13 protein-coding genes are annotated in these 18,576 nt (G+C 45.0%); 3 read left to right on the top strand and 10 right to left on the bottom strand.

The window, feature by feature from the left end; genetic code table 11:
* Positions 1-156 precede the first annotated feature (156 nt).
* The 6 genes from AC58UU_RS16940 to AC58UU_RS16915 form a co-directional block, all read right to left on the bottom strand.
* Positions 157-3,801 (bottom strand): BNR-4 repeat-containing protein, encoded by a 3,645-nt coding sequence (locus tag AC58UU_RS16940; RefSeq protein WP_497317499.1) that lies wholly within the window; start codon positions 3,799-3,801, stop codon positions 157-159.
* A 53-nt stretch (positions 3,802-3,854) separates the two neighbouring features.
* Positions 3,855-6,029: a glycoside hydrolase family 88/105 protein gene (locus AC58UU_RS16935; protein ID WP_497317497.1), complete on the bottom strand. Its 2,175-nt coding sequence runs from the start codon at positions 6,027-6,029 to the stop codon at positions 3,855-3,857.
* 27 nt (positions 6,030-6,056) lie between these two features.
* Positions 6,057-6,932 carry a carbohydrate ABC transporter permease gene (locus tag AC58UU_RS16930; RefSeq protein ID WP_497317495.1) on the bottom strand — a complete coding sequence of 292 codons (876 nt, stop codon included), beginning with the start codon at positions 6,930-6,932 and terminating at the stop codon, positions 6,057-6,059.
* Between the two features lie 12 nt (positions 6,933-6,944).
* A complete protein-coding gene (locus AC58UU_RS16925) occupies positions 6,945-7,874 on the bottom strand; it encodes an ABC transporter permease (RefSeq protein ID WP_497317493.1) in 930 nt (309 codons plus the stop codon).
* Positions 7,875-7,955: 81 nt separating this feature from the next.
* On the bottom strand, positions 7,956-9,560 hold the full coding sequence (locus AC58UU_RS16920; RefSeq protein WP_497317491.1) for an extracellular solute-binding protein: 1,605 nt from the start codon (positions 9,558-9,560) through the stop codon (positions 7,956-7,958).
* 227 nt (positions 9,561-9,787) lie between these two features.
* Complete coding sequence (locus AC58UU_RS16915; protein WP_497317489.1) at positions 9,788-12,043, bottom strand: helix-turn-helix domain-containing protein; 2,256 nt, start codon at positions 12,041-12,043, stop codon at positions 9,788-9,790.
* Between the two features lie 232 nt (positions 12,044-12,275).
* Here AC58UU_RS16915 and AC58UU_RS16910 point away from each other — a divergent pair, with 232 nt between their 5' ends.
* Positions 12,276-12,815, top strand: coding sequence for a helix-turn-helix transcriptional regulator (locus AC58UU_RS16910; RefSeq protein WP_497317487.1), 540 nt, complete (start codon positions 12,276-12,278; stop codon positions 12,813-12,815).
* Positions 12,816-12,844: 29 nt separating this feature from the next.
* Here the strand turns inward: AC58UU_RS16910 and AC58UU_RS16905 are convergent, their stop codons facing one another.
* From AC58UU_RS16905 to AC58UU_RS16895, 3 genes are read right to left on the bottom strand one after another with little or no spacing between them, the layout of a single operon-like run.
* Complete coding sequence (locus AC58UU_RS16905; protein WP_497317485.1) at positions 12,845-13,456, bottom strand: hypothetical protein; 612 nt, start codon at positions 13,454-13,456, stop codon at positions 12,845-12,847.
* A 6-nt stretch (positions 13,457-13,462) separates the two neighbouring features.
* Complete coding sequence (locus AC58UU_RS16900) at positions 13,463-14,089, bottom strand: hypothetical protein (protein WP_497317484.1); 627 nt, start codon at positions 14,087-14,089, stop codon at positions 13,463-13,465.
* Between the two features lie 18 nt (positions 14,090-14,107).
* The gene (locus tag AC58UU_RS16895; RefSeq protein WP_497317482.1) at positions 14,108-16,297 is read right to left on the bottom strand and encodes a family 78 glycoside hydrolase catalytic domain; all 2,190 of its coding nucleotides are present in this window, start codon (positions 16,295-16,297) and stop codon (positions 14,108-14,110) included.
* A gap of 432 nt (positions 16,298-16,729) precedes the next feature.
* Here AC58UU_RS16895 and AC58UU_RS16890 point away from each other — a divergent pair, with 432 nt between their 5' ends.
* Positions 16,730-16,897 carry an SH3 domain-containing protein gene (locus AC58UU_RS16890; protein WP_497317480.1) on the top strand — a complete coding sequence of 56 codons (168 nt, stop codon included), beginning with the start codon at positions 16,730-16,732 and terminating at the stop codon, positions 16,895-16,897.
* Between the two features lie 110 nt (positions 16,898-17,007).
* On the top strand, positions 17,008-17,412 hold the full coding sequence (locus AC58UU_RS16885) for a CBS domain-containing protein (RefSeq protein WP_497317478.1): 405 nt from the start codon (positions 17,008-17,010) through the stop codon (positions 17,410-17,412).
* 154 nt (positions 17,413-17,566) lie between these two features.
* Here AC58UU_RS16885 and AC58UU_RS16880 read toward each other — a convergent pair whose 3' ends face one another.
* Complete coding sequence (locus tag AC58UU_RS16880) at positions 17,567-18,574, bottom strand: DUF3231 family protein (RefSeq protein ID WP_497317476.1); 1,008 nt, start codon at positions 18,572-18,574, stop codon at positions 17,567-17,569.
* Positions 18,575-18,576: the final 2 nt, after the last annotated feature.

The raw sequence follows: 18,576 nt of genomic DNA, 5'->3' as shown, positions 1-18,576 counted from the left end.
CGACGATGCTGTCGCGGGGCTAGTTCCGTTTTCAAAACACGTTGTTGATCGCCGTTATCACACTATATTTGATTTGTTACAACAACTTGAGGCGACTTGGCTCTTACAAATGTGAATATGCCCTTCCCCCATAGGCAGGGGAAAGGGCAACACAATTTAATGCTGGTCAATCAAATATTGAGCGTCTCGCAGCAGGTAAGCTGCAGCTTTACTCGAAATTTGCTTTCCGTTTTGCGCATTCACTTCGTTCACAAGATCGGCTAGAGCGTTCGCAGCCAATTTGCTCTGCAAGCTCTTGGCGATACCTGTGTTGTCGATCCATCCCATATTCGTAAAACGCGTGATCAAGGCCTGCATGGACTGGATGCTTGTCGTTGTCTGGAACAGGACGCTTTGACTGCTCGTATTCCCTGCCATGTCGCTTGCCGTTACGATAAGTGTGTGCGAGCCGAGAGGCAGCGTATACAGTGGAATGGTCGCCCCTTGCTGAACACTGTACGTATCCAGAGTTACCGTTGTCTTGCTGCTGTCAACCCCGGACAAGTTGTCGTTCAGCGTAAGGATCGTGGTAATATCCACGGAATCGCTGTACGTACCGTATGCTACGCCGGAAACCGTAATCGTAGGTGTAGTCGCATCCAGATTGAAGCTGATCGTTTGGGCAGCCTCCACATTGCCGGCGTTGTCCGTCGAACGGTAGTTCACCGTATGTTTGCCGTCTTGACTCAGCGTTACTGGCTCCGCGTAGGTTTGCCAGGTGCTGCCGCCATCCAGACTGTACTCCGTCTTGGCAACGCCCGAGAGATTATCGGCAGCGCTTAAGGTAATCGTAACCGGATGGGCGTACCAGCCGTTTTGCCCGTCGGCAGCGGCAGGCGATATTGCAGCCGTTGTGACCGGAGCGGTTGTATCCATGTTGAAATTGACGGTCTTCACTGTTTCCACATTGCCTGCATTGTCCGTCGAACGGTAGCTGACGGTATATTTGCCTTCTTTGTCAAACGTGAGCGCCGACGTATAAGGCTGCCATGTCGTTCCGCCATCCAGACTGTACTCCGTCTTCGCTACACCCGAGAGATTGTCAGATGCGCTTAGAGTTACTGTCGCTTGGTGCACATACCAACCGTTAACTCCATCCGGTTGGGACGGCGTGATGGAGGCCGTAGTTACAGGAGCTTCCGTGTCAGTCCGCAGGTGGTACACTTCGAGCGTTCCTGCATCCGGTAACGGAGGATTACGTGGTAAATCACGATTTTGTGGGAGGCTCTCCCACCGTAGCATGTAGCGATCCTGCCCATTACCGGACGAACCAATATCCGAAGCCAGTTGGACCTCCATCCCTGGGAATTCTGAGCGAACATCAGTCAACTCACTCGGCGGTTGCGGCTTGTCGATCTCAGAGATCGGTTGCAGGCTGTCCGGGTCTAGGACCCAGGTACGACTCTTGCCATTAACGCTGAAATCCAAGCGGAGATTGCCGTCCGGGAGTACGGAGACACGACCGACCGTCACCTCGGTGACCAAGCTTCCACCTCCCCAGATCACCCATCGGCCCTTCCAGTCGCTTATCTGTTTAATCACCCAACCATTATTCATGAGCTGCGCAATGTAGATCTGTGTGTTACCGAACTGGTCATACTTGTAGTAGCTGACCATCACCCGGCCCTGTGAGTCAAATCCGATCTTCGTATTGCCGTTGAGGATCCCCCCATTCATCGGAACAGGGTCGATTACCTCACTAGTCGAATACGTGATCGGTAACGTGAGCGGGGTCCCATCACTCCTCTCCCAGTGTAGAAGGTCTCGGCTTCTCGCATAAGACAGGCGGTGGTTCTTCGCCGCATTACCAGCGTCTCTCCAGATCCATGCTAAATGGTAATATCCGTCAGGGCCAAGTTTCGGACCATCGACATAGGCATTGTGCAGGCCTTCTCCGTCAGTTAGCGGCACGTCAAGGAGCCTTCGCCACTGCTGTGTCTTTTCGTCGTAGATATTGTACATATCATTGCCATCCCCGCTTGAGCCATCGCGATGCCGAAAAATCAGAGCTCCATCAGAGGTAGTTGTGAAATATGGATAAGTTACCTTCTGCTCAGTTGCCGGGTCAACCATGTTCGGGATCCGGGTAAGTGTTGTCACGTCTCCCGGAGTCGTCGTGCGGTAATAAATGAGTGGAACGACGTGCATGTTACCAGATACATGGAGCTGACCGGCACGGTCAAGCGCCATGGTGACATAGTTGTGACTGTCCCATTCGACAAACGTATCCAGCGTTTGTCGCACCCAAGTGTCTTCACCGACTTTACGGTGAGCAACCACCATCTGGCGGTTGGCATTATAATAGGCGACATACTGGTCGTCACCATGTGTAAGCAACGATTGTCCCACCGGATGCCCGGACCACGTAGTGTCAACTACGCTTTTCTCCACAACGTATTGCTGAGCATCCGGAAACTGGTACGGCTCCCCTGTCCCCACTACGGGGGTCCAAACCAGTGGACTTGATACGGGCGCAACAGCGGGTACGGTTGAAGTATTGAGACGGACATCATTGACCTGCAAATTTCCTAGGGCCGAGTAAAACCCTGCGTATCCACCCACGAGAAGCGTGTCAAGAGGGATGACCTCAGAGCGGTCAAGCAATTTGTTTGCACCGTCAGAAACCGTGAGGTCTATTACACCATACGAGGAAGATGATACGTGAACAGAGTAGTCCTTACCCATTATGACATTAGGGACGGTGCCAGAAGTAATCAAACTTCCGCTGCCGATCGTGGAGCGTGTCACCCGCAGCAACTGCCAGGTCAATGGACTCTGATCGGAATTCATCACCATCCGGAGCGCATAGTAATCTTGGGTACCGTCGCCATTGTCGGTGATATTGAATGCTATACCGTTCCAGCGCGAGTAAGCCGTATTACGTACAGTGGCATCAATCGCGAATGTCTTCCCTAGTTTGTAATTGGACTGAGCGATTACCCGATCTTGCACTCCGCCAATTGATTGAAGCGCGTTCCCCTTGATGGACCAGTCACCGCGCATCTCGACCCAGCCATTACCAATAACAGTGTTGTCAGGCCTGTCAAAGCTATCAGACCAACTCCCATCCACCAGGACAGCAATGGAGAGATAGGCATCATTGACCTGCAAATTTCCTTGCTGCGAGTAGAACCCCGCGTAACCACCCGTGAGAAGCGTGTTAAGAGGGAGGGCTTGGGAGCGGTCAAGCAATTTGGTTGCACCGTCAAAAACCGTGAAGTCTACTACACCGTTCGAGGAGGATGCTACTCGAACGCTGTAGTCCTTGCCCACTACGACAGGGACGGCGCCCGAAGCGATCAAAATCCCGCTGTTGATCGCGGAGCGTGTCACTTGCAGCAACTGCCAGGCCGCTGGACGTTGATCGGGATACGTCACCATCCGGAGCGCATAGTAGTTTTGAGTACCGTCGCCATTGTCGGTGATATTGAATGCTACACCATTCCAGCGCCAGTAATCAGTATTACGTACAGTGGCATTAATCGCGAACGTCTTCCCCAGTTTGTAATTGGACTGGGCGATCACCTGCTCTTGCATTCCGCCATTTGATTGAAGTGTGTTCCCCTTGATTGACCAATCACCGCGCATCTCGACCCAGCCATTGCCCACAACAGTGTTATCGGGCCTGTCAAAACTATCAGTCCAACTCACATCCTCCGTGGCAGCAATGGCGGTTTGGGTCGCGCTTATCGGAATAACCAAGGCAATAAAAGTTGTAAAAACAAGCAAAAAGTGAAGATATTTTGTTTTGGAATTAAGCATTATACTCACCTCTCTGATACTGATATATTTTCATTCAAAATTAACCTGCGAAATCAATGTATCTCTGCCAATTCAAACATTTCCTTGGCTGCCAAAAGAACGATACCTGTTCCATGATCATCATTGATATACGTGGGGATATCGAAATAATAGGAAGATTCCATTGCACAGCCTGAACCAAGACATACGCCATATACATTCCCTTCGGCGTCCACGCATTGTTTCAGCAGCGCAATCCACCCTTTTTGAACCCCATCCAAAAATTCCTTTCCCAGCCATCCCATGCGGATTCCTCTGGCTAAAGACAACACAAACATTGCCGTACACGATGTTTCCTGATATGAAGCGCTTTCATCTAAAACTTGATGCCACATACCAAATTCGTTCTGATACGATGCAATACCGATTGCCAGTTCCCTGTAAAATCTAAGCAACATATCTCGCTCTGGATAGTCGTTAGGGAGAATTAAGAGTATTTCTGACAATGCGAAAATGACCCATCCGTTCCCCCTCCCCCAAGGTACGCGACTGTTTACACCTTTTTGTGGAAAATAAATATGGGCATACAGATGTTTGTCTGGCAGCCAAAGGCGGCTATGGAAACCCTTAGCTTGTTTGATCACCTCCTCATAATATCTCGTGTCACCAGTCAATCGGCCCATGCGAACCAGAAATGGACAGCTCATAAATAAATCATCAGCCCACATCGTCTCGATCCGATAATACGTGCCATCTTCCATTCGTGGAACTGCGTTCATCACAGCATTAGCTAATCGTTCGATTACTGGCAGCATGGAGTTGCATCCCGTGCGTTCATAGGCTTCGATAAACATAACACCGATTGTACCGCATGGATCAAGTTCTTCTAATCGCTGGGCGCGCGGAATTAATGAAGGTACGCCGAAGTGCCCAGCATCCCAAAGCGCATAATCATGATACTGCGCCATAACAGCCATACTATCTGTTGCGTAACGAACAACCTCTCTTGCTCCTAACGTTTCGGCTGCACGCAGCATCCCGTATAGTCCAACCTGGATTGCATAAAACCATTGCCCGAAAAAGAAACCATCCATATAGGGTCTGACATAGGTATCAGGGGATGAAAGCCGCCAGTAAGTTTTTGCATCGCCTTCACCTATGGCATACAGATGTTCAAAGCAGATAGCTGCTGATTCTAAAGCAAATCTCATATCCAGCAGTACTTCCGGTTCCACTGCCGAACTACCAAATGGCCCTATATAGAGCCAACGTGCAGAATCGCCACGCATGGTCTCCAATTCGGGTATTTCATCTGCCCGCTGTCCGGTTGCAGTATCCACTATTTCCGCCTTAAATCCCCAACTATCAGCGGTACCCGGACGAACACATTTAATAAGCACCTGTCCAACTGGAGTATTTGAAATAACAGGGATTTGAGTCTGGCCTACAGTGGTTGATCGTAATACCTCCTTGCCATCAATCCATACTTTAATCTGACCTTCATGCTCGACATTCAGCACTAAGGAACTGTTATTTTTCTTTTCATAAAAGGTCAACCCGTAAGCACATGCAGCGTTCGGACCGTACAATACGAAAAAATCTACGAACTGCGTCCCTAACGGTGCAGAAATAATAGGCTCCCATGCGGAGAATTGACCAGACAGTGCCTCTCTTTCTATTAACTCATGACTTCCTTGTTCGATGGCTTCTGCATCGAAAGGACCGATGTACGCGAATCCTTCCTCACCCTCCAGATCAGGCTGCGGAAACGTTGGACGTGTGGCAAATAAATAGTCTTTGGCCCACATACCAGGATACCTGGGAAAGGCGATGATAAGATTAAATCCCCAGCGATGGTGTTCCCTGACACATAGCAGCATCAGTTCATTCCAACCTTGCTTCATCCTTACGGGAATCGTCTCTTTTTCAGCAAATAACTCGCCGTTAATCCAAAGTTTTGCGCAACCTTCTACAGTAAAAATAACGTCTTGCTCCTGATCGGCATGAAACCTGGCTGCTGCATAAGCAATGGAGCCTTCCTTGGCATCCGGCCAACATACTGAAAAATCAGCTCCGTAGGGTCCGAAAGAAGATTGTTGCTTAATGGGCTGTTCCATAAAGGGTCGTAGTCGGATACTCTTCCGCGGACGGGTTACAAGCATTCGCTTCGATACTCTTTCTATCACTTTAGCGGGATCAGCAACCCCTGCCTCAAATATTGACTTTCCCTGCTCCATTTTTTCATTCATGGATTTGCCTGCTTCCATTTAGAATCTTCAGCCCTTTAATGCGCCGATCATCATCCCTTTAACAAAATACTTTTGTAAGAAGGGATACAGTGCCAAAATCGGAACCGTTGCAACGATGATGACGGCATATTTAATCGTTTCCGCCACTAAACCTTTATCAAACGAATCGGACCCCACCAGCATTGCTTCAGTATTGTTTTGTACGAGAATATCCCGCAATACAAGCTGGAGTGGAAACAAGTCGCGGTCACGGATAAAGAGCATCGCGTTAAACCAAGCATTCCAGTGCCCGACTCCATAATAAAGCACCATCACAGCAACAACAGGCATCGATAGCGGTATAAATATTTTGAATAAAATCGTCAGATGTGAAGCCCCATCCAATACAGTGGATTCTACAATCTCCTCCGGAATGTTCATAAAAGAAGTTCGCATTAAAATGAGATTGAACGTATTGATGGCGGTCGGTATTATGAGCGCCATCAACGAATTGTCCAGATGAAGACCCTTAACCGTTAAATAATAAGGAACTAGTCCACCACCGAAGAACATTGTAAATACTATGAACATCATGATGGCATCGCGCCAAAGTACATCTTTGCGTGACAAGAAATAGGCGCCGAGCGAGGTCATGAACAAATTGATTGTTACTCCTGCAACAACAATAATGATCGTATTCAAGTACCCGCCTGTAATCATCCGGTTTTCCAGCACCAATTTATAGGCGTCCAGCGAGAAGCCGGCCGGTTTCAGCAGCAGCCCCTGATGAGCCATATAATCCGCCGGATTGCTAAATGAAGCGAACAATACATATAAGATTGGATAGGCGGTAATTAATGAAAGGAACGTGAGTATCGTAACATTAACGCCAATAAATACTTTTCTGCTGATACTTGTCTTCACTTTGTTTTCCTCCTACCACAATCCTGATTGATTGATTTTTTTACTGAGCCGATTCGCCCCGATGAGCAATAAAAAATTTATCGAAGAATTGAATAAACCAACAGCAGAACTGAAGCTCCAGCCAAATTCCTGCAAGCCCTTCCGGTACACAAATGTAGAAATGACGTCAGATGACTCATAAATGGCCGGATTGTAGAGCAAAATTATCTTTTCAAAGCCAACGTTCAAAATACCGCCAATTTTCAAAATAAGCAGAATAATGATAGTCGAAGCTATACCAGGCAGTGTTACGTGGAGTGTTTGTTTCCAACGACCGGCACCATCAATCGTTGCCGCCTCATACTGTTGTGGATCGATAGATCCCATCGTAGCCAAATAAATAATGGAGCTCCAGCCGATTTCTTGCCAAATCTCTGAAGATACGTAGATGGGAACAAAATAGTTTGCATGATTTAGCATCGTAACTTTCTCACCACCAAAAATGCCTACGACCGTATTTATTATTCCAGTATCACGGGTGAAATCGATAATCAAACCGCACACTACGACCAGTGAAATAAAATGGGGCATGTAAGTAATGGTTTGGACGAAACGGGAGAAGAAGCGGCTTTTTACTTCGTTAATCAACAATGCTAAAATTAGCGGGGCCGGAAACCCGAAGATCAGTGAAGTCAGGCTGATGACAAGCGTATTTTTAAGAATACGCCAGAAATAAAAACTGTCAAAAAACTCTTGGAAATGTTTAAGTCCCACCCATGGACTACCCCATATGCCTTTAGTCGGCACATAGTCTTTGAAAGCAATGATTGCGCCATAGATCGGCACATAATGAAAAATAATATAATAGAGTAAAACTGGCGAAACGATTAGATACAATGAATAATTTTTTAGCCAGTCCTTGCGGATTTTGCTTCGCATTGTCTCTTGGACATGCACACTCATGACTTACACCTGCTTTCTGTTCATCAGCCGGGCAGGATCATGTAACTAGAATGCCATCCTCCCCGGCCGACAGCCGTAATGCTATCTTTTGTTGTACCGTACCAATGCTTCTTGCTGCATACTGATCGCTTTATCAATCCCGAGCTTTTTCATTTGCTGTACATAATTATCAAAGTTACTAAGCGGTTCTGCGCCCATGATGAATTTTAGCAGCATTTCATTTTCATAAGTCGTTATTTCAGCCATAATTTTGGCCATCTCGTCCCGCTGCCCATCGGCAACAAAGATTGGAGGCACGGAATGTTTGGCCGCATTCGTATTTGACCATACCTTTACCGCATCTGCCTGTACCGGGATCATCGTCTGCATCACTCCGGGATTTTGGATATACGGCCCCATATCATGGGACAGCGTGTATTGTGCCATTGCCTGGCTAATCGGCAGCTTGTTCGGATTATTTAAGATCAGATCGGTAAACACAGGCTTACCGTTATCCATTTTATAGCTAGTGCCTTCAATGCCGAAGTTGGCGAGCAGCGCCCCCTCTTCGCTGTATAAATAATCCAAAAATTTTGCAGCCGCTTCTTTATGCTTACTGCTGGCTGTTATCGCTGCACCGAAACCATTGAATGGCAAGAAATATTGCCCAAACTGCGGCTGATCCCCCTTGTTTATCACCGGATACGGAACGCCGATAACCTGAAATTTCGGATCTTTGTCCTTCATAGTCGTCGTCCATTTCGCCACACCGCTGCCTCCACTGGCAACGGTTGCACCTGATTTGCCATTCATCATGTTGGCATCCACCGTTTTCGTATCCAGCGTGGCGAAGTTGTTGTCGAGCAATTTTTCGGAGAACCATTGATTCATCGTGGCAAGAAAATCCTTGTACGCCGGCTCAATCGGACCGTATTTAATCTGTCCTGCATCCGTATAGAAGCCTTTGGTAATCCCGTAGGCACCGATAAATGTTCCCCACGACAGAACACTCTGGATATTCCAATATGGACTAAGCGGAGCTGACGCCCCCTTCTTTTCTTTAAATGCCTTAAGCATGGTGTGCCATTCGTCTATCGTCGTCGGCACCTGGAGTCCAAGTTCGTCGAGCCAGTCTTTACGGATAACCGACCCCGCGGAGACAAGTAAACTTTTATCACCGCGAATAAGGGGGAATGAATAGTAGCTGCCTTCATCTGTCTTGACCATTTTGTCGATATCTGGCATATTCTTCAAATACATAGATAAATTAGGTGCTTGCTTTAGCTGCAAATCGTTCAACTTGGCAATTACTTTATCGGCAATAGCTTTCTCCGGACCTCCGGGGTATTGGGCCCAATTGTACCAAATGATATCAGGCAAGTCGCCGGAAGCAACCATCAGATTGAACTGCTCTGATTCTTTGCCTGCTGTGGGATGAATGAATTCTACTTCAACGCCTGTACGTTTTTTTAGTTCTTTGGCAAATTCCGTTTCAGCAAGATTTTTTACAGTGGCTGAAGTATTGGCAGGTATCGGGAGCCAATACTTGAGCTTCACATTCCCACTGATAGGATAAGCTGGCCCTTCCGTCTTATTCTGAGGTTCTTTCTTTACCTCTGATTCTTTCTCTTTGGTGCACCCTACCGTAGTCCCGACAAGCATAGCCGCTGCCGTGATGAGCAATATCCCCTTAGCACGTTTTTTCATTGTAAGCCTCCCCCATGTTTTTGAGCTTTCGTTTTGCAAAAGTCGACGTCGACAGTATTAAGCTTAGCCGCGATATCTCCAAACAGATAGAGACAGAATCTAAAAATGGAGGACAATATCGCAAAATCGTTAATAGGCGACGGGACAATATCTAAGAGCAAGGGACTTTATTGCAAAAAGAAAGCCAACCAGGAACTATCTTCCGGCTGGCCTCATGTCGTTATGCATTATTCCGTGATCTCAGAATACTTACCGGGGGTAACTCCTTCATATTTAGCGAAAACGCGGCGAAAGGTACGAACGTTGGCATAACCGACCATCAAAGCTACAGTCTCCATATTCAAGTCCTGTTCCTTCATAATTTGTTTCGCCTGCTCAATCCGGTATTTTCCTATATCATCCAGCAGTGACGCACCTGTAGCATCTTTGTACAGTTTCGATACATAAGCCGGATGCAAACCGATTTGCTCAGCAATGGATGCAATGCTCAGATTAACGTTGTTATACTGTGCTGCTAAGATATCTTTTATACTTTGCATTACGTCATTCGCCCGTTTCCCCACGTGCTTTTGTTCTACAGAATCGCAAATGCTGCGTAAAATGTATTTCAACTGGTTTTTTATTTCACTTACCGTCTGGCTAGCTAGCAAACGGTCTATCGGATTAAGCTCTTCCAAAAAAGCGTCGTCATACATGCCGCTTAATCCATTAATCGTTTTCATCATCGTACCGACAAGATCTATAAACAGACATTTAACAAGTTTGAGTGGAAGATTGCGCTGATCTAGGTTTTCCTTAAATACATCATCGATAATTTCTTCGGCAGCGACATAATCGCCTGCCTTGATGCAATTCATCAACGCCTGCTCTTGTTCAAGAGAATATGAATACTCGCCCTTTGCCCAGGGCATCTCCATATCACTATAATCCATGACTCCGCTCATGCCGTAAATGCTCTGATATTCCATAACCTCAAGCGCTTCATAATACGCCTTTGAGATTCCCGCTCTCGAAATATGCAGCCCGCTCAGCGCAATCGTCACCGGAACCCGGTAATTGTTCACAATAAATTCCAGTACTCTGCCTGCAACTTCAGAGAGTTCCCTTTTCCTTGCAAGCTCCTGCCTCTCTCGAAAATTTACCAGACAAACGATAAAATCATCCATCTCAATAACAAATCCTTGATTAGTTTGCCTCGCCAATTCTTCTGTCACATTCATTACCGCAAATCTCACTAAGGAAGGTGCGATATCGTTGTAATCCTCGACATTAATGATCATGACAGCAAACTCGTCGGATATGAAGGAGATTTCATGCAAATCCATCACCTGTTGCAGCGGAATAGCACTATCCCGGCCTTTAAGCAGTTTCTCGATAAAATGACTGCGCATAACGCTCTCTTGCCGCCATAGCTTTCCACCCATTTCTTTATTTTCCAGCAATGTGGAGTGAATTCCCCGTTGGAGAAATTCATACTCATTGAATTTCTTGCTTCCAGCCCTATCTCCGTTTTTCTTTTCTTTAAACATTTCGAGCATGCCACGTACAGGCGAATAGTTGCGACGTACGAAAGCGTAAGTTAGGCAACCGCCCACGAATAGGCAAATGAGCAAACTCATCATGGTCGCTTTTTTGATACCTTCCAACTTATCCCAATAAATATGCTCAGGCATCATTATCATATACTTCCAATCACTTGCACCCGAACTAATATATGAGATGACTAACTCCTGTTCACCATCCTGCACTTTGAGTACACCGCTCTTGCTGTCTAAATCGCTATATGACACCGGTAATGGCCCGTTTAATGATTGAGTAGAGGCAAGCACCTGATTATTACTATCGATAATAACAGCTGCACTATTGTGTAAATAGTCTTTTGCGTTATCCACCCAAAACTTTGCCTGATCCAGAAAAATGACAATGTTGCCTTGACTCGTTTCGTTCTTACCTATAGGAATCGAGCGAATAAAGGCCAGATTGTTACCCAGTTTCACAAAATTACCTTGAAAATAGCCGTCCAAATACTTGATCCAAGCACCATATCCTACACCACCCGCCCCATACAAACTATGAAAGACGGATTCACTAGAATTACTTATATCCGGTGTAATAATCGTATCCATTGCTTTGATATATACGAAATAATCATTCCAGCGGTTAGAGGATTTAAACACCTTCAGGCTTTCAAATGCTTTATAGAGTGAAAAATATTGTTCTGACTTCAGCGGTTCCCGAATTGTCAGCAGTTCCTGCACTTGAGGGTTAAGAGCAATTTCCACACTTAAACGATTCGCATCCTCTAGCAGTGTGTCCATATCCTTCTGCATCTTTAACAAAATCAGATTATTAGATCGATTAATCTCATCAATAATTGTTTGATTTGATTTCAAATAAATAAAAACACCTGTCAATACAGGTACGAGTAAAATTGCCATATATGATAGTAGCCATGAGAATATGATACTACGTTTAAAAATCATTTTACGCCCCCCCTTAATAGCCCCCAGTATACTGTCGAAAATAATTATAGATACCCGTTATACTCCTGTCCAATAAGAAAAATGCAGCTAGTGCTTTATTATCATTCACATATGTGAATATTTCACAAAAAATACGACGGCTAGATTAGCGAACGCACTGTTCGTTCCATAGTTTTTCTAGATTTTTTAGATACTTTTCTGGGGTCCCGTCTAAACCGTTACATTTCACACTATGAGCGTCACAGCGCGTAACCGGAATCGGCAGCGCTATAAACTGCTCAGCCGCTTCGAAGAGCTTGTGGACACGTTGAAGCAACCGCGGGGCTACTTTCGTTACCAAAGCACTCAGCTGATCGCCGAAATACTCGGTCTCATCGCTAACGATTTTCTGGAGGAAAGACATCTGGACACGGGCTTCCCGGTTTCTTACTTCACCTTCCGCAAGCTGATCAATCATTTAAACAATTTTCACGAAACCGATATCACTAGAAAGAAGCTTGAACAAGCATTGGACTACAAATACGAATATTTATGTCAAGTGTTCAAGAAATACGCGGGGATCCCTATGATCCACTACATTCAACAGCTAAGGGTCCAAAAAGCCAAGCATCTGCTGCACCATACCGGCAAAAGTATTCAAGAAATCGCACAAGAAGTCGGATATCCGGATCCGTTTTACTTCAGCCGCCTGTTCAAAAAGTTCGAGGGTGTTGCGCCGCAGCATTATCGGGACGGCAAACAAAAAACGCTCCCTGAACAGGGAGCGGATTAAATCATCGAGAACCAATACCGGCCAAGATTTCACGAGCACCGCAAACAATACCGTCGAATAAATAACGCTGTAAGAACAAATACAAAACGATTATCGGCAAAAGGATGATATTCGCTGCCATGGCAATCATATTGCTGCTTGTGGAAAGCCGTCCGTACGTGGAGATTCAGGATGAAATATAAGGGATTGTTGGTACCTTGGACAAGCTTGCAAATACCCTCCTTCCTGTTAAATATCATGACGGCAAACGCATCGGAAACAAAGCGGGCTCCGTACGTTTCAAGCGATTGTTCGAGCGGAATGGCACTTGCCCTGCCCTTGAGCAATTTCTCGATGAAATGGCCGCGCATGAAGCTTTTTTGCCGCCAAAGCCTGCTGCTCATGTCCGTATTTTCCATTAAAGTGGAATGGATCGCTTGACGCATAAAATCATATTCGTTTAAAGGCGCTCTCTCCACACCTATATCTTCCTTTTGTTCCTTGAACAGCTCCATCATCGCTCGAATCGGCGAATAGTTTTTACGAACAAAGGTATAAGACAGTCCGCCACCGACGATCAGACACGCGAGCAAACTGATGACCGTCGCTTTTTTGATATATTCCGATTTATCCCAGAACACATGCTGCGGCATCATAATCATATACTTCTAATCGGTTGCACTGGAACTGATGTAAGAGACGACCACATCTTGATCATTCAATTTGGCCGTGACAACACCGCTCTTTCCATGAAGCTCACTATAGGTTAACGGCATTGGCCCCGTCAAAGGCTCCGAGGATGCTACAATCCGATCGTTTTTATCCAAAATCGCAGCGGTTCCGCTATGAATATAATCCTCGCCGCCCTGAACCCAAAATTTATTTTGATCCAGGAAAATGACTACGCTGCCCAAACTGACTCCATTTCTTCCTAAAGGGAGCGATCGAATAAAGGCGAGTTCATCGCCCATTACAACATACTCGCCATTGTAATAATGATTGAGCCCCTTGATCCATTCCGTATAAGAAACATTGTGCCCAGCGTATAAATTATTGAAGATCACTTCGCTCGTATTGCTGATATCCGGAGTTACTACTGTATCAATCGATCTGAAGTAAACCAAAAAATGATTGGAACGACTTGATGCTTGGAATACTTTCAAATTTTCAAACACTTTATAGATCGAAAAATATTGTTCGGGTTTCAGAGGCTCGCGGATCGACAAAAGTTCCTGCACTTGTGGATTATAGCCGATTTCAACGCTTAATCGCTTGAAAGCCACTTCGCGAAACAATTGCTTCCCCCCTCGCTGTCAGTGTCGGATCACCCGTACTTGTTGCGGGAAATCCTCAACCCACTGTCCATGGTTGTATGCAAGGCTAATCAATCCGGAAGGGACGAGGACTTGCAGCGTAAAATGCTCCCAGTGTGCCGGTATTTTTGGTGAAAATGAAATTTCCTCCCACCCCGGTTTGGATGGTTTCAATCCGATGATTTCCTCGATCAGCAAGGGTACTGGAGCGCTTGCCCACGGGTGACAAAGACTCGTATTCCACTTTTGGTCTTTCCCCCAGGCCTCAAAGCAAGTCGTAGCGCCTTCTTTCAGCATATTTCCCCATGAATGTTCTTCTTCTGAGCTCATAAGCTCATATATCAACGCATGTTCTCCAACCCTCGCCAAAGCTTTTAAGACAAAATAGGAAAAGTACACGCCGCACGAAAATCTTTTCTCGCGAATTTGATCTACAATGGATGGAACGGATTCCTCCGGAGCCAGATCAAAAAGCAAGGGCAGCACATTGGCATGCAGCGCATGATGTCTGCTTCCCTCCGCATCTGTAAATAATCGGCGGGTCGGATCATAAAAAACTTCGATGAAGCGTTTTTTTAACCGTGGAAGATCATTCTCATAAGAAATCCCAAGCAAATCACGTATCTCATTCACTGCTTGGGTGCAGCCAAGATAAAACGCATTAACCACGTTATGGCAGCCGGGACCTATCGGCTTCGTTAGCTCAAAATCGTATTCATCGCGCAGCTCCTTCGGCCAATCAACCAAATTCCACTTATCGGTGATTTCGTGTAACAATCCGTCGCCTCGATCGTAGGCTTGAAAATGACGGAGCAGTTGCTCCGCATAAGGATACATGTCTCGCAAAAAGGTGAGATCCCCGCTGTATCGATAATATTCCAGCAGCTGCAGCGGCCACTGAAGTGAAAAGTCAGCAATCTCCTGCATAAAGTTCCCTGGAACGACTGACATGAGACCTGGGCACGTAGAGGAACTAAGAGCAAATTGCTCTATTGCCTTCTTATACAACCGTAGATCGCCGCTGAGGAGCATGTGAGCATGCCCGATCACCGTATTATCGCCCAAGTATTGTCCTTTCTCACGGGTTGGACAGTCAACAAAGTTTTCTTGCGAACCATATTTGACGCCATTTTTACATATTTGAAAAATTCGGTTCATCAAGTCATCCGAGCTTTGAAAACGGCAGCTTTCTTCATTAAAGGGATAGTGTCTGACGATCGCTTGGAACGAATCAGGACGAATCGCTTGTTCGGGGCCGAACACTTCCACGTATCGAAAGCCTTTGTAATCGTAAAGGTCCAATTTATCGTTATCCCCGGATAGCGTCCAGCGATCTAGATAAGTACAGTTGCAGCGCATGTTAAATCTCACCGCTTGTCCATCCTCTTCCAGTTCTTCACCGCAGCGGATTTCGATTTCTGCGCCTGCTTCCCCTTCCGCCTCCATGGTAAACTGGCCAGTGATTTCCTCACCAAAATCAATCCAGTAATGACCGGGAGCCCTTCTTACTACGCTATGCGGTTTCTTATCATAAACCGACAATATCGGTGTCGGCTGCTCCACAAGCGTATAGTCCGCTTGATCGTTCGTGTGGACAGGAATCCAAGCGGAGTCATCAAAGGAAAGATCCTTCCAGCCTTTTTCCGACTTTCGAGCATCGATATGCTCTGCAAATTGAGTCAAATAACCAAAAGTCTCCCCTTTCAGGTAATCTTCTGCCCGTTTAGCTCGCCAAGTCTCATCCGTTTTTAGAAGAACACGGTCGCCTGTTGTCAGCTCTGCGATAAGCCCCTGCCTGTAATCGCCGCTGTTATATGCCCGGTTAACTAGTCCTTGGTAATATACGTGGACAGCGATGACATTTTCCCCCGCTTGGAGAAAGGGACTAACCTCGATCCGATTGTAATAGTAGTGGCCGGCATCGTTTTGAGCCGGGCCCTGAGCAACAAAACAGCCGTTTAGATAGACCTTATAGTAATCGTCTGCTGTGATGTCCATATAATGGGAAGCGGTTTCAAGATTAATAGACTCCAGATTAAATGTGGTCCTCACAAGCCAATGATGATGATGCAAATCTTCGCGATGCGTCTCTGATTCAACTGCATCCATTTCTTTATGAAATAAATCCAACGGTTGCATCGATCTAAACGGGGTATCCGTTATCCAACGTGCTTGCCAATGCTTAGACAATCTTATCTCTCCCTTAAAGTTGAATTCGAATATTTGTAGTTTAACAGAAGTACTAAAATTCTCCTGCGATCCAACTGTACAACTGAAAAGTGAGGTAGAACAATCGTTCATTTTCCCTCGATCAACAATATTCTCAAATAAAAAAAGAACCGTCACGATGCTGCAAATCCTCGCGATGCGTCTCTGATTCAGCTGCATCCATCTCTTTATGCTTCCGATTCCACAATATGGGTTTCAGCAGCCAAAGTCAACACTTTAGGAGCTCGATGGTACGCTGGCATGAACTCCAGTATTTCCTGACATGCAATCACAATTTGTCCGTTTAGCTGCTGTTCATTATTCGACTATCTTCTACACCCTCATTCTTGAAGAACATAACGAAACTTATAATATTGAAACAATAAACAATTAACATGATTAAAGGAGCATCGAATGCTGACCAATATGGATGAAAGAAAGATCACTAATGGAGATATTGACCTGATGATTGCTGAGATAGAGGAAGGCTGGAGAGAGTTGAGTATGATCAGTAGGTCTTGCCGGGATATTAGGGAGGATCTGGTTAGGCTAACGCAAGTTTTGGATGAAATCATTTATTAAGACTAGTGTCTCCTGTTTAAATGGAAACATCTTTCAATGCCTTTTTAAGACATTTATGTTTTAATGAACATATAATTAATTGAAATTTCAGAGAAAAGGAGTTTATAACCATGAAAATAGCCTCTTTTCTATTACCCAAAGACAAGGTTACTTTTATCACATCGTCAGCTTCCATGCGGGAAGCTTTAGAAGAATTAGAAAATCACTATTACACAGCACTTCCCCTTGTGGATAGTGACGGGAAATATGTAGGTACATTGTCGGAAGGTGACCTATTATGGACGTTAAAGAATACACCTGGGATTCATTTTGATAATATCCATCAAGTGCCAGTGAGCGAAATCGAGAAGCATATTCATAATGAGTCCGTTTCAATTAATGCATACATGGAGGATATGCTTGCGCTAGCAGCCGATCAAAATTTTGTTCCGGTTGTAGATGACGAAAATATTTTCATAGGAATTATTCGCCGGAAAGATATTATTGAATATTATATGAAAAACATAACCGATTGATAAACCCCTGCCACTACATCTAAATCTCTACTCAAGACATTATACCTCCTTAAATTGCCAAATTAACAATCAATCCCAAATAAATGTTTATTGTGCTTCAATTGTCCGTTAGCAAAAATAAGCTGCCACATAAATTGCGGCAGCCTAAATTTCATCATGATTTAGTTAGTTGTTTTCTATCTTCTACTTGTGGTGGTTCCTCCATCCAACCGTGTTTGATCATTATTTCTCCACCATCTTTAACAAAGGGTATAATTTTCTGAGTAAGTCGAGCCATCGTCACCAGCAAATCACTTCGCAAACTAAAAGCTCCACCGAGTGCATTGCTCCCAATACCAAATGATCCTAACAAGTTAGTGATATACATCATTAACTTATCCGAAAATGGAGCAACCGTAGAATTCGTCGCTTTCCCTGCATGAGAAGCAGGTGGCTCTATGTAATCCTGACGTAAATATTCACCTAGTGTTGTTTCAACTTCCTTTGACAATTTCATTCCTTCAACAAAATATTCTTTTACTTTCGTATCATTAGCTACTTGGGCGAAACCAATCATTAATTGCATGCCTGTAAGGTTGGCCTCAATGGCATGATGTATAAGGGAAATTTCAATGGCATTTAATGATCTTTTTTCCCTTAGCAAATTGAACCCTGATAAATAATTTTCATCCTTAATAAAGGAAATTTCTTTGGGCATTGTCATAAAAGGCGGGCGAACAAGAACCCCTTTATCTAAAAGAAACTGTGCACATTGGTCAAACATCTCTTGTGCGTTTGCTGTTAATTGCTTAAATAGTTGTCTTATATCTTTACGATAGGACATCGTTGAGTACAATGCAAAAAGACTAGCTTCAATCTTGCTTATCATATGTAAAAACATGGGTTCATACAGATAATCAAATAACTTAGGAACTCCTTTATTAACGTCATTCACTGTAAAGCCAAGTGGAATAACGGCTCCTTCTTGTTGGAAAATATTTTTAATGGATTCTACAATTTGTTCCGATGAATCGTAAGTTGATTTTAAGATTTTTTGAATTTCTTCATCTTCTACATGCTCAAGGAAATACTCTAAAAACCTCAATAACATTGTTTTTTCTTGATAAGTCATCCACAAGTTTCCTATTTCCGATGACGTCAATGGTACATGGTTTGAATTCATAG

The organism is Paenibacillus sp. JT22N1 (assembly GCF_059692155.1).
Note: the sequence above shows the minus strand (reverse complement) of the source record. Positions and strands in the feature narration are given on the sequence as shown.

Excerpts from the sequence above, each read along its gene's own strand:
- AC58UU_RS16940 (WP_497317499.1), bottom strand. The coding sequence starts at position 3,801 with ATGCTTAATTCCAAAACAAAATATCTTCACTTTTTGCTTGTTTTTACA.
- AC58UU_RS16935 (WP_497317497.1), bottom strand. The coding sequence starts at position 6,029 with ATGAATGAAAAAATGGAGCAGGGAAAGTCAATATTTGAGGCAGGGGTT.
- AC58UU_RS16925 (WP_497317493.1), bottom strand. The coding sequence starts at position 7,874 with ATGAGTGTGCATGTCCAAGAGACAATGCGAAGCAAAATCCGCAAGGAC.
- AC58UU_RS16920 (WP_497317491.1), bottom strand. The coding sequence starts at position 9,560 with ATGAAAAAACGTGCTAAGGGGATATTGCTCATCACGGCAGCGGCTATG.
- AC58UU_RS16915 (WP_497317489.1), bottom strand. The coding sequence starts at position 12,043 with ATGATTTTTAAACGTAGTATCATATTCTCATGGCTACTATCATATATG.
- AC58UU_RS16910 (WP_497317487.1), top strand. The coding sequence starts at position 12,276 with ATGAGCGTCACAGCGCGTAACCGGAATCGGCAGCGCTATAAACTGCTC.
- AC58UU_RS16905 (WP_497317485.1), bottom strand. The coding sequence starts at position 13,456 with ATGATTATGATGCCGCAGCATGTGTTCTGGGATAAATCGGAATATATC.
- AC58UU_RS16890 (WP_497317480.1), top strand. The coding sequence starts at position 16,730 with ATGCTGACCAATATGGATGAAAGAAAGATCACTAATGGAGATATTGAC.
- AC58UU_RS16885 (WP_497317478.1), top strand. The coding sequence starts at position 17,008 with ATGAAAATAGCCTCTTTTCTATTACCCAAAGACAAGGTTACTTTTATC.
- AC58UU_RS16880 (WP_497317476.1), bottom strand. The coding sequence starts at position 18,574 with ATGAATTCAAACCATGTACCATTGACGTCATCGGAAATAGGAAACTTG.